The organism is Vibrio sp. ER1A (genome assembly GCF_000733315.1).
GTDB classification, from domain to species: Bacteria; Pseudomonadota; Gammaproteobacteria; order Enterobacterales; family Vibrionaceae; genus Vibrio; species Vibrio mediterranei.
In genome coordinates this window covers 1,777,839-1,789,809 of record NZ_JPJA01000086.1, presented here as the reverse complement: position 1 = coordinate 1,789,809, position 11,971 = coordinate 1,777,839, and the positions used below count along the sequence as shown (strand labels likewise).

The 11,971-nt window shown below is 45.9% G+C and carries 11 protein-coding genes; 10 read left to right on the top strand and 1 reads right to left on the bottom strand.

The features are described from left to right. Positions 1–245: 245 nt before the first annotated feature. From HW45_RS14805 to cydX, 10 genes are all read left to right on the top strand, one after another. Complete coding sequence (locus HW45_RS14805) at positions 246–1,769, top strand: sugar ABC transporter ATP-binding protein (protein ID WP_038227666.1); 1,524 nt, start codon at positions 246–248, stop codon at positions 1,767–1,769. After that, positions 1,769–3,757, top strand: a complete 1,989-nt coding sequence (locus HW45_RS29760) for a substrate-binding domain-containing protein (protein ID WP_200874580.1) — start codon at positions 1,769–1,771, stop codon at positions 3,755–3,757. Before HW45_RS14805 ends, HW45_RS29760 begins: the two co-directional genes overlap by 1 nt. A 261-nt stretch (positions 3,758–4,018) precedes the next feature. After that, positions 4,019–4,975: an MBL fold metallo-hydrolase gene (locus HW45_RS14795; protein ID WP_006069667.1), complete on the top strand. Its 957-nt coding sequence runs from the start codon at positions 4,019–4,021 to the stop codon at positions 4,973–4,975. Continuing rightward, complete coding sequence (locus HW45_RS14790) at positions 4,965–5,279, top strand: hypothetical protein (RefSeq protein ID WP_038227665.1); 315 nt, start codon at positions 4,965–4,967, stop codon at positions 5,277–5,279. The genes HW45_RS14795 and HW45_RS14790 overlap by 11 nt, the downstream gene beginning before the upstream one ends. Further along, on the top strand, positions 5,267–6,133 hold the full coding sequence (locus HW45_RS14785; protein WP_038227664.1) for a DUF692 domain-containing protein: 867 nt from the start codon (positions 5,267–5,269) through the stop codon (positions 6,131–6,133). The genes HW45_RS14790 and HW45_RS14785 overlap by 13 nt, the downstream gene beginning before the upstream one ends. Further along, the gene (locus HW45_RS14780) at positions 6,126–6,833 is read left to right on the top strand and encodes a DUF2063 domain-containing protein (RefSeq protein WP_038227663.1); all 708 of its coding nucleotides are present in this window, start codon (positions 6,126–6,128) and stop codon (positions 6,831–6,833) included. Before HW45_RS14785 ends, HW45_RS14780 begins: the two co-directional genes overlap by 8 nt. Position 6,834: 1 nt before the next feature. Further along, positions 6,835–7,434, top strand: a complete 600-nt coding sequence (locus tag HW45_RS14775; RefSeq protein WP_038227662.1) for an HvfX family Cu-binding RiPP maturation protein — start codon at positions 6,835–6,837, stop codon at positions 7,432–7,434. A gap of 66 nt (positions 7,435–7,500) precedes the next feature. After that, on the top strand, positions 7,501–9,081 hold the full coding sequence (locus HW45_RS14770) for a cytochrome ubiquinol oxidase subunit I (RefSeq protein WP_038227661.1): 1,581 nt from the start codon (positions 7,501–7,503) through the stop codon (positions 9,079–9,081). Positions 9,082–9,090: 9 nt separating this feature from the next. Continuing rightward, entirely contained in the window at positions 9,091–10,227 is a 1,137-nt protein-coding gene (gene cydB, locus HW45_RS14765; RefSeq protein ID WP_038227660.1) for a cytochrome d ubiquinol oxidase subunit II, read from the top strand. A 13-nt stretch (positions 10,228–10,240) separates the two neighbouring features. Beyond that, a complete protein-coding gene (gene cydX, locus HW45_RS28835) occupies positions 10,241–10,348 on the top strand; it encodes a cytochrome bd-I oxidase subunit CydX (protein ID WP_038227659.1) in 108 nt (35 codons plus the stop codon). 84 nt (positions 10,349–10,432) lie between these two features. Here the strand turns inward: cydX and putP are convergent, their stop codons facing one another. Next, positions 10,433–11,926 (bottom strand): sodium/proline symporter PutP, encoded by a 1,494-nt coding sequence (putP, locus tag HW45_RS14755; RefSeq protein ID WP_038227658.1) that lies wholly within the window; start codon positions 11,924–11,926, stop codon positions 10,433–10,435. Positions 11,927–11,971: the final 45 nt, after the last annotated feature.

Genomic DNA, 11,971 nt, shown 5'->3' with positions numbered 1-11,971 from the left:
TGCTAATAACAAATAATTTATATTATAAATCAAAAGCTTAAATCAAAACTCTACATCCAAAAACCTAGTGCTATCCCAGTTTACTTTGTTGAGACAGTAATCAATTATGTGATCGACCCCTTATAATCGTAAGACTTCGTTACCATTCGAAATGTTTCGAGTATATTATTTGTTCATAAGGAAATCGTCAGCAGAGAAGGTACACCTGCTGAGAAGAATAACTTTCCAATTTGCAAGGAACCAATATGAGCAGTCCATTACTCACGATGAGTGGCATATCGAAAGCTTTCACCGGCGTTCAAGCTCTGCAAAACGTGAACATTCAATTGCGGGCAGGCGAAGTGCACGCCCTAATGGGTGAAAACGGAGCAGGGAAGTCAACATTAATGAAAGTGTTGATAGGCGTGCATAAAGCTGACGAAGGGTATATTCAGTATAAAGGGCAAACGGTCGCATTTGATTCTGTTCTGGAAGCCCAAAAAGCCGGCATATCCATGATTTTCCAAGAGCTGAACCTTATTCCTCATCTGTCCGTGGCAGAGAACATTTTCTTCGCTCGAGAACCACTTAAAAACGGCTTAATTGACTATAAAACCATGAGGTCAGAAGCCAAGAAGCTACTTGAGATGTTCGACATAGACGTAGAGCCGACAGACATTGTAAATACTTTGTCTGTGGCAAAACAACAAATGGTCGAGATTGCTAAGTCTCTTAGCTTTGATGTTGAAATTCTCATTATGGATGAACCGACATCAGCTCTAACGGATAAAGAAATCGATGCGCTTTTTGAGTTGGTCGATAAGCTTAAGGCCAAAGGTGTCGCCATCGTCTACATTTCACATCGAATGAATGAACTACGTCGAATATGTGACCATATAACTATCTTCCGAGATGGTCAGTATGTATCAAACCATCGTTTTTGTGAAATTTCGATGGATGAGATCATTGCCAAAATGGTTGGCAGAACTCTGGACAATCACTTCCCACCAAAGCAAGCCGTTATTCAAGATGACCTCATTTTCTCCGTAATGAATGTAGCTCGTGAAGGGGTCTTCCAACCATTAAACTTCGACCTTCGTAAAGGCGAGATCTTAGCAATTACAGGCTTAGTTGGTGCAAAACGTACAGAGCTTGCTCGAGCGCTGTTTGGGGCAGACAAACTCACCGACGGCGAACTCTTCGTCCACGGACAAAAGAAAGTCATTCGTACCCCTTCTGACGCGATCAAAGCCGGCGTCGCCTACCTCTCCGAAGACCGAAAACTAAACGGCATTGCCGTCAAAATGTCCATACGAGAGAACACAACTATGGCCTCAATGGACAAAGTGAGTTCGAATCTCGGAATAATATCCAATCAAGCTGAGGTAGACGCCGCGAATCAATACATCGACAAGATGCAAATAAAGACCCCAACCGTCGAACAGTTGGTTGGAAATCTCTCTGGTGGTAACCAGCAAAAAGTAGTGATTGGTAAGTGGTTGTTTAGAGATGCGAAAGTCATGATTTTCGATGAGCCTACTCGAGGTATCGATGTTGGTGCCAAATACGCCATCTACGAACTTTTAGATGAGCTAGCAACACATGGGATTGGAGTCATCATGATTTCATCTGAGTTGCCGGAAGTATTAGGTATGTCTGATCGAGTCATTGTCATGAAAGAGGGTGTGATGACCGCAATGCTTGAAACCGCAGCCACGACTCAAGAAGAAATTATGCAATACGCAACAGGAGTTAAAAACATGTTCCCACTATATGAGGAGGCAGTGTGATGAACGAAAAACACAAGGATATGCTACAGAAGTTAGCATCGCTAGGCGGATTATTCGTATTAATTATTGCTTTCTCCATCACTAGTCCACACTTTTTTAGTATGGACAATGCCATGACCGTAGGCCTGCAAACATCAACGATCACCATTATAGGTATCGGTGTAATGTTGACGATACTAACAGGGGGCATTGACTTATCCATAGGCTCAGTTATGGCGCTCTCGGGGGTTACCGCAGCCATGGCAGTAAATGCTGGAATGCCAGTTCCCGTGGGTATGGCTGTAGGAGTGTTGACAGGGGCCTTCTGCGGTCTTATTAGCGGACTATGTGTATCTAAACTGCGCCTCCCACCATTTATCGCAACACTAGGTATGATGATGATGGCGCGTGGTGTGGCACTCTACATCACTAATGCAGCCCCAGTTTCAGGGATGCCTGAGTCCTTCTCTTACTTAGGTAATGGTGCACTATTCCGCATGGTTGAGATTGGTGAGAATGGTTTCCCAATCATTAAATTTGCAGGCATACCTTATCCAGTGCTCGTCATGTTGCTGGTAGTCGCAGCATTCTCTTTCCTATTAACGAAAATGCGCCTTGGCCGCTACCTATATGCAATAGGCTCAAACGAAGAAGCCGCTCGTCTTTCCGGTATCGATACTCAAAAAGTCAAAACCGCTGCCTATGTCGCCTCTGGTTTCTTAGCAGGACTTGCTGGCGTCATTATTGCGAGTCGACTTGTCACCGCACAGCCAAATGGTTCGGTCATGGCAGAGCTTGATGCCATTGCTTCTGCCGTGGTCGGTGGAACCTCTTTGATGGGTGGAGTCGGGACTGTATTTGGTGCAGTCGTCGGGTCATTTATTATCGGTGTCCTGCGAAACGGCCTAAATATGAATGGCGTCAGCTTCTTCGTTCAACAAATCGTAATTGGTGGCGTCATCATCGCTACCGTGGCGTACGACCAATACCGTATGCAACAAACCACAAAAGTGAAAAACCCTACTACAAAATCCAAAAAGGATGTTAAAGATATGAAAGTTAATAAGATTGCTACTGTCGCTGCGATGGGACTCGCATTTGCCTTTGCTGGCCACTCCACTGATGCTACTGCCGCTCAGAAAGAGATTGCGGTTGTTGTCAAAACGGAAAACTCCAACTTTTGGCAAAATGTTAAAGGCGGTGCAGTTGATGCCTCTAAAGAGCTTCCTGCATACAACATCACTTTCCAAGGACCAGCAGCAGAAACTGCGGTTGATGAGCAGGTCAACATGATACAAAATGCACTAAACCGCGGAGTATCAGGGCTTGTAGTTGCACCTACTGACCCTAACGCATTAGTACCTGCACTTAAGGCAGCATGGGAGAAAGGAATTCCTGTTGCTCTTATCGACTCAGGCCTTAATGACGACGGTAAGTATCACCAAGCTTTCCTATCTACTGATAACCGTGCAGCAGGGAAACTTGCCGCAGAAAAAATGATCAAGTCACTCAATGGCAAGAAAGGCAAAGTGGCCATGATGAGCTTTACTGCTGGATCTGGCTCTGCTATGGAGCGTGACGGTGGCTTTAAAGAAACCATTGAAGCCGCAGGTTACGAAGTTATCGGTCCTTACTACTCCAATGCGGATATGGTTACCGCTCTAAACCAAACTATTGACGTCTTAGCTTCGAATAATGACTTAGTAGGCATTTTTGGCTCTAACGAACCAACAGCGGTAGGTATGGCACGAGCTATTCAACAACGCGGCTATACTGGAAAAATTGTTGCGGTCGCCTTTGATGGTAACTCAGATATTCAACAATTTATTCGTGATGGTGTGTTAGACGGTGCCGTTGTCCAGTCTTCTTACGGCATGGGTAACATGGGTGTAGAAACGGTTTCTCAAATCCTGAGCGGAAAGAAAGTCGCATCTTATATTGATACTGGTGTTGTTTATGTAACCAAAGACAATATTGACTCAAACAAAGCGAAAGCCGTTCTCTACTAAAGTTGTTGAAAAACAATTAAATTTGATTCAACAAAACAACCTCTAAGCATAACGGACCTTACAGGATAACTGAAGGTCCGTTGCTATTTTTCGTTCATATTAACTAAACATAACATTAAATATATTCATACATACTTAACCCTAATTTTTCCTTATCGTATCGGCGTGCTTTGACAGAGATCAACAAACTTGATGATTCCCTGTCTGCACTTTCACGCTTTGACCAAAAGTAGTCGATGACAAAAACGATAGGAAATGGTTATGAAATGGCCGATAAAAGCGCTGGCAGTCGCGCTAAGTTGCTCACTTGGGGCGACACAATCTTTTGCAATCAATCTCGAACCCCTAGATAAAGACTTTACCCTACAAATCCTTGGTTCTGGAGGTCCCATCTCTGATGATATGCGCGCCTCATCGGGAGAATTGATTTGGTGGAAAGGCAAATCAAGAATCATGATTGACGCGGGTGGCGGTAACTACCTACGATTTGGCCAAGCAGGAGGCAAACTCGAAGACCTCGATCTTTTAGCCATCACTCACTTCCACACCGATCACGTTGCCGATCTTCCAGCTCTGCTTAAAGGCGCTTACTTTTTCGAACGTGAGGACGCACTAGATATCACCGGTCCAGAAGCTGGTTCTGCATTTCCGAGTTTAACAGGCTATATGGATGCGATGTTCAATCAGGAACACGGAGCTTACGCTTACCTTAATGGACTTTATGATGGCTCAGATGGCCTGTTCCCAATCACCCTCACCGATGTTTCTTATCAAGAAACCACACCACAAAAAATCTACGAATTAGATGGGCTTACTGTTTATGCACTCGGCATCCCTCATGGAGATGTACCTACTTTGGCCTACCGAATTGAAAGTGAGGACGGCGTCATTGTTATTTCTGCAGACCAAAATGGCAGTAATCCCGCCTTCATTCCTTTTGCCAAAGGCGCTGACATTCTAGTAATGCCTATGGCCATTCACGAAGAAGCCGATGCTATCTCATCGTTTATGCATGCGAAACCTTCGACCGTGGGGGAAATTGCCGCTGAAATTAATCCTAAGCTACTGATTTTAAATCACTGGATGGGGCTAGGCCTCAAGCGTAAAGCACAGTCAGTGGAGATCGTGAAAAAGTACTACAAAGGAAAAATATTCTCTGCTCGTGATCTGTCGAGCTTCCCAATGGCGTCTTTCAAGGAGACTTCAAATGAACAATAAAATGGCTATATCAATCGCACTCAGCTCACTGGTATCAATGAACGCGGCACTCGCTGCCATCAGTGAATCTGCTGAAGCTCCTGTTACCGCTCAGCCAACAGAACAGCATGGCGGTAAATGTGCAGCAGGTAAATGTGGAACCGAAAAACGCTTTGAAAAACAAGAGCTCGATAGCGATCCACAAGATAAGTTAGTGCGCGCGCGTGACGGGAAGTGCGGCCTCTCTGGTCAAGGTATCAATGCGCCTGCGGACGCAGTGACATCAGCAAACAGTAAGGTGACAGGTGGAGTATGCGGACAATAACCAACACCAGCAAGGGATTGGGTCTGCGTATGGAGCATGTGGATATGCTGAGTGACATGCCTAAGCATCCCGATATCGACTTTCTCGAGCTCGCACCTGAAAACTGGATGAATCTTGGTGGCGCAAAACGGGAGCGTTTGGAGCAAATCGCTGACAAATACCCCTTGGTTGCTCACGGTCTCAGTCTATCCATTGGTGATTGCGTGCCGTTAAACGAAAGCTACCTGAAAGATGTCGCCCGTTTTCTTAATGAGTTTGATATCGAGATTTACAGCGACCATTTGAGTTTTTCTCGGGACAGTCAGGGCTATCTTTATGACCTACTACCGATCCCAAGAAGCAGAGAGAATATCGACTATCTAGCCTCTCGAATCCAACGCGTGCAAGACGTGGTCGCTAGGCCTTTGGTGCTCGAAAACATCTCGTTTTATCACAATTATGACAACGACATTCCTGAAGGCGAGTTCTTTTCAGAGCTTATCGAGAAATCTGGCTGTCAGATGCTGCTGGATATCAATAATGTCTACGTCAACAGCATCAACCACAGTTTTGATGCTTATGAGATGCTGCAAAGCTTGCCGAGCGACGCGATTCGCTATTACCACATTGCAGGACATCTGCAGCAGAGCGATCAGTCATTACTCGATACTCATGGCAAACCCGTCCCTGACTCAGTAATTGAATTGGCTCATTATGTGTTTAACCTCCACGGCAACAAACCACTACTGTTAGAGAGAGACCACAACGTGCCACCACTGGTCGTCCTTACTGAAGAGCTACGAGACATCCATGCAGTTGTCAAAGCTGCTGAACGACAAGTCCAGCTGTCTGAAAGTGGGGTCCTCTATGCTTAGCCCTCCAGGATTGATGCTTCAGCAAACTGAAGCACTTGCGCAGAAGATACGATTAGGTCGTATTGAAGGATGCCAATACGGTGAGTTTATTCGCGACAACGTTTTTGGTGTCGTAAACAACACCTTTCCTTTTTTCGTTGAGCGAGTCGGTCATCAAGCTTTGGTTCAGTTAGTGGAAGACTTTCTGTTGCAGCATTGTGCAATGGAACCTGAGTTTCATCACATCGCGACAGAGTTCGTGCAGTTCATTCAGCATGGTACTTGGGTCAACCAACTTGACCTTATGGTACTTGAATACGAGTGGATCGCCTTCAGCGCAGAAATTGACCAAGCTCGAATCAATATCGAGTCTTGCAGTGACATTGTGTATCAGAACCCTGAGCAATACACCTTGAGCTGCAATCCCACTCTGCACTTAGTGGAGTTGCCTTTTGAGGTGTCTAGTCACTCAATACAAATAACCGATAGCGCTCCATCAAACTACTACGCGGTATTTCGAAACGCTCAACACCATGTTGTCTCACAAAAACTTCGGCCCATCGATGTGGCACTGATTCAGACCCTTCAACCCTCATATTGTTCGAGCTTACAGACATTCCAACAACAAACTGAAGCTCAACTCGCCGATTTCGATGTACGTCTTTGGATACAACATTTCACCCATCTCGGGCTGTTAAACATCAACACCCTAGGAGAATAAAATGATTAAGTCAGTCTTAACTTGGTATGACAACCTTATCGACAAGTGCCGAAAAATCGACTTTTTGGTTCTACTGTCTATTCGTCTTTTCTTGGTTCCGGTTATCTATGTCGGAGCGCGCTCTAAAGTACTGGGATTCGCGGGCACGGTTGCCTGGTTTGGCGCCCCCGTAGCAGACGGTGGACTTAACCTCCCGTTTCCAGAACTTCTTGCGTTCCTCGCTGCTGCAACTGAAGTCGTCGGGTGTATCTGTATTGCCCTAGGCTTGTTTACTCGCATTATCGCGATTCCAATGATTTTTATGATGAGTGTGGCCAGTGCCATGGTGCATTGGAAACATGGCTGGGATGCGATTGCGACAGGGGGTATGGAATCAACCATTCGTCTAAACGGCTTTATCACTTGGTTAGCGGAAAACTTTCCGGGACGCTACAACTACATTACCGAACTTGGTGACCCGGTTATGCTCAACAACGGTATGGAATTCGCTGCCACCTACTTCGTGATGTTAATGGTGCTTTTTGTCTACGGCGGTGGTCGTTATCTAAGCCTCGATTACTGGCTAAAAAAGCCCTTTCTAAACAAGCCTGCAAACGCTTAATCACCAAATAAAAACCAATCTTTCTACTATTTCTACCCGCTACGCTCGTAGCGGGAAGGGGATGCTATGTTAACAGATGTCGTTGATCTGTCGCGTCTGCAATTTGCTAGTACCGCGCTGTATCATTTTATATTCGTGCCTCTCACCATAGGGCTATCATTCTTGCTAGCCATTATGGAATCGGTCTATGTAATGACGGGCAAAACCATTTACAAGGATATGACCAAGTTCTGGGGCAAGCTCTTTGGGATCAACTTTGCCGTAGGGGTTGCAACAGGCTTAACCATGGAGTTTCAATTTGGTACCAACTGGTCCTATTACTCTCACTACGTTGGTGACATCTTTGGGGCCCCGCTTGCGATTGAAGCACTAGTCGCCTTTTTTCTTGAATCGACATTGGTCGGGATGTTCTTCTTTGGTTGGGATCGGTTAAGTAAGCGTCAACACCTCACAGTTACTTGGCTTACTGCACTGGGTTCAAATTTCTCTGGTCTTTGGATTTTGATGGCTAATGGCTGGATGCAAAACCCCGTCGGTGCTGAGTTCAATTTTGAAACAATGCGTATGGAAATGACCAGTTTCACCGACGTGATTTTCAACCCAGTGACACAAGTGAAATTCGTTCATACCGTCGCCGCAGGTTACACCACTGGTGCACTATTTATCATGGGTATCAGCGCTTACTACTTGCTGAAAAATCGGGACGTAGCATTTGCAAAACGTTCATTTGCTATCGCTTGTTCGTTTGGCATGGCTGCCATCTTTTCCACACTTCTGCTGGGCGATGAATCTGGTTATGAACTTGGCGATGTTCAAAAGGTTAAGCTCGCAGCGATTGAAGCGGAATGGCACACCGAAGAAGCTCCAGCCTCATTTACCGTCTTCGGACTTCCCAATCAAGAAACCATGGAAACCGATTATGCGCTTAAGATCCCCTATCTCATGGGCATTATCGCAACACGCTCTTTGGACAAACCTGTGTTAGGTATCAGCGATCTCATGGCAATCAACGAACAAAGAATACGCAACGGAATGATCGCTTATGGTTTACTCCAGCGTTTAAGAAATGGTGATAAAACCGCCGAGAACATCGCTCAGTTCAATGACGTTAAGTCTGACCTTGGCTATGGTCTTCTGCTGAAGAAATATGCACCCAATGTCTCTGATGCCAGCGAACAACAAATAAAAATGGCGACACAAGACACTATTCCGCAAGTCGCACCACTGTTCTGGAGCTTCAGAATTATGGTGGTGTGTGGCGTCTTGATGTTCGCGCTGATTGGCTTTTCGTTTATTCAAGTTTGCCGTCAGAAAATCGGCAGCCAACGATGGCTACTTAAATCAGTACTTTGGGCGATTCCATTGCCATGGATAGCTTGTGAAGCTGGATGGTTTGTCGCTGAGTATGGCCGACAACCGTGGGCCATTGGTGAAGTTCTGCCTGTCAGTATGGCCACTTCAGACTTGGCTGCCAGTGATATTTGGATTTCGCTAGGAGCCGTTTACGTGCTCTATACCCTGTTCCTTATCGCTGAGATGTATTTGATGGTGAAATTCTCCCGCCGCGGGCCAAGTGTACTGAAAACCGGGCGTTACTATCACGAACAAAACCGTTCACTCGACAATGTTATAGACAACTACAAATAAGGAGATCATATGTTTGACTATGAAACACTCCGCCTCTTCACATGGGCGATCGTCGGCATACTGATCATCGGCTTTGCTATCGCGGACGGCTTCGATATGGGCGTCGCCGCACTACTGCCTATTGCCGGAAGAAGTAATGTTGAACGTAGGATTATGATCAATAGCATCGCGCCACATTGGGACGGTAACCAAGTTTGGCTGATCACTGCGGGGGGAGCGATTTTCGCCATCTGGCCTGCCGTCTATGCTACGGCTTTCTCTGGTTTTTACTTGGCGCTGGTTCTGGTTCTTGCCGCGCTATGGTTACGCCCTATTGGCATGGATTATCGAAACAAAATTGACGACCCTAGATGGCGACGCGCTTGTGATATTGCTTTAACGGTCAGTGGTCTCGTACCACCTTTAGTATTTGGTATTGGCTTTGGTAATTTATTTGTAGGTCTGCCATTCGAGCTCAATGAATTGCTGATGATCAGTTATAAGGGCGGATTTTGGAGCTTGTTTACTCCACTCCCCATAGTGTGCGGTGTCGTCGCGATGGCCATGACTCTGCTTCAAGGAGCTACCTTCCTGCAACTAAAAACGGTGGGAGAGCTTAATGAAAGAGCGCGATCCATCGCAGTGTGGACCGCGTGTACCGCGCTGATTATGTTCGTTGTCGGTGGCGTCATCGCTAATGGCCAAGATGGCTATATTATCCAAAGCCTTATCGATACCAATGGCGTTTCAAACCCAGTTGGCAAAGAGGTCTCGGTTGTCGCTAGAAGTATGCTGCATAACTTTGTTCACTATCCTGCGTTATTTATCGTACCTCTCACGGCATGCGCTATGCTGCTTTGTTCAGCACTGCTGTCCATGGCTAAGCACGCTGGCTGGGCATTTTTGTGCTCGAGTTTGGCAATTCTAACCATCATATTGACCGCAGGCATTGCGCTGTTTCCAATGATTATTCCATCAAGTTTAGTACCTTCTCACAGCTTGACGTTGTGGGATGCCACGTCAAGCTACAAAACGCTCAGCATCATCTCAGTGGTCGCCGTTGTGGTTGTCCCTGTAATCCTTGGATACACGACTTGGTGTTATTACAAGATGTTCGGCCGAATCGACAAGCAATTCATTGAAAGCAACAGCACATCGCTGTACTAGGGAGATAAAACGTATGTGGTATATCTGTTGGGTTCTAGGTGTGTTGCTCGCATGTTCCTTCGGGATCATCAACGCAATGTGGTTAGAGCAAACTCATGAAAAAAAAGATTTAGACTCATAATCTTAATCAAGGTCTGATAAAAAAAGCCTCCCGTATGGGAGGCTAGTGTTAGATGTGGTGACGAAAAGTCTCCAGATAAGCGTATTAATCTAACTCAACTAGGTTCCTCTCAAACGCTTCATGCTGAGCTTGAACCGCTTTGTCTGGGCCACCAGTCATTGAGCTAACTACCATAATCGCAATCCAAGATAGGATAAACCCAGGAACGATTTCGTAGATATCGAAGATGCCGCCAGTTAGCTGTTTCCAAACTACGATAGTCACACCACCAACTAAAATACCCGCGATAGCGCCATTACGGTTCATACCAGACCAGTATAGGCTTAGTAGGATTGCAGGACCAAAGGCAGCACCGAACCCAGCCCACGCATAAGACACTAGTCCAAGTACCGAGCTGTCTGGAGTCATCGCAAGAACCAGTGCGATAATTGACAATAAGATAACACCGACACGACCTACCATCACTACTTGCTCAGATGTCGCATCTTTGTTGATGATTTGCTTGTAGAAATCTTCTGCCAACGCCGACGAAGACACCAATAGCTGAGAATCCGCTGTACTCATAATAGCCGCGAGAATTGCAGCCAAAAGGATACCAGCGACTACTGGGTGGAATAGCGCATTAACTAGTAACATGAAGATTTTCTCACCATCTGCCAGTACATCGCCACCAGTGCCTGTAGTGTAAACCAGACCTACAACACCCACTAGCATTGCACCAAGCATAGACAACGCAGACCAAACTACAGCAATACGACGAGCAGTCGTTAAGTCTTTGTTTGAACGAGATGCTTTAAAACGCGCGAGGATGTGTGGCTGACCAAAGTAACCTAGACCCCATGCCACTAGAGAGATGATAGCGATTGCAGATAGCGGCTGGCCTTTCGTGTCATTCCATAGAGTAAGAAGCTCTGGGTTAATGGCTTCAAGATCAGACGTTAGCTGACCGAACCCACCTTGCATACCAATCACAGGAACAATCATCAGTGCCGCTGCCATCAATAGGCCCTGAACTAAGTCAGTCCAAGATACTGCTAGGAAGCCACCGAATAACGTGTACGAGACAACACATACCGTACCGATGATGACGGCAATGGTGTAATCCAAGCCAAATACTGTTTCAAACAGTTTACCACCTGCCACTAGACCAGAACTGGTATAGAAAAGGAAGAAAAGCAAAATGAAGAACGCAGATACAACCTGAATCACTTTTGAATTGTCGTTAAAACGACGAGACAAATATTCAGGCAGGGTCAGTGCGTCAGTAGTAATACTGTAAGTACGTAGTCGTTTTGCACAGATTAGCCAGTTTAGCCATGTACCTACCAGCAAGCCGCCAGCAAGCCAGAAAGCTTCAATACCTGCTGCATACGCATAGCCAGGAAGACCTAGCAGTAACCAGCCACTCATATCCGATGCACCTGCAGACAAAGCCGCTGGCCATGGTCCTAATGAACGACCACCTAGAAAGTAGTCGCTAGAATTGGCCGTGCGCTTGTAAGCAATCACACCGATAGCGAGCATCAACGCCAAATAAGCGATGAAAGTAGTTGTAATAGCGAAGCTATTTTGAATCATTATTATTTCCTCATCCTAGAATACAGCCTCCAACATAACGGTGAT

What these genes read in the sequence shown, in the direction of transcription:
- HW45_RS14805 (WP_038227666.1), top strand. Translation starts at nt 246, where the DNA reads ATGAGCAGTCCATTACTCACGATGAGTGGCATATCGAAAGCTTTCACC.
- HW45_RS29760 (WP_200874580.1), top strand. Translation starts at nt 1,769, where the DNA reads ATGAACGAAAAACACAAGGATATGCTACAGAAGTTAGCATCGCTAGGC.
- HW45_RS14795 (WP_006069667.1), top strand. Translation starts at nt 4,019, where the DNA reads ATGAAATGGCCGATAAAAGCGCTGGCAGTCGCGCTAAGTTGCTCACTT.
- HW45_RS14790 (WP_038227665.1), top strand. Translation starts at nt 4,965, where the DNA reads ATGAACAATAAAATGGCTATATCAATCGCACTCAGCTCACTGGTATCA.
- HW45_RS14785 (WP_038227664.1), top strand. Translation starts at nt 5,267, where the DNA reads ATGCGGACAATAACCAACACCAGCAAGGGATTGGGTCTGCGTATGGAG.
- HW45_RS14780 (WP_038227663.1), top strand. Translation starts at nt 6,126, where the DNA reads ATGCTTAGCCCTCCAGGATTGATGCTTCAGCAAACTGAAGCACTTGCG.
- HW45_RS14775 (WP_038227662.1), top strand. Translation starts at nt 6,835, where the DNA reads ATGATTAAGTCAGTCTTAACTTGGTATGACAACCTTATCGACAAGTGC.
- HW45_RS14770 (WP_038227661.1), top strand. Translation starts at nt 7,501, where the DNA reads ATGTTAACAGATGTCGTTGATCTGTCGCGTCTGCAATTTGCTAGTACC.
- cydB (WP_038227660.1), top strand. Translation starts at nt 9,091, where the DNA reads ATGTTTGACTATGAAACACTCCGCCTCTTCACATGGGCGATCGTCGGC.
- cydX (WP_038227659.1), top strand. Translation starts at nt 10,241, where the DNA reads ATGTGGTATATCTGTTGGGTTCTAGGTGTGTTGCTCGCATGTTCCTTC.
- putP (WP_038227658.1), bottom strand. Translation starts at nt 11,926, where the DNA reads ATGATTCAAAATAGCTTCGCTATTACAACTACTTTCATCGCTTATTTG.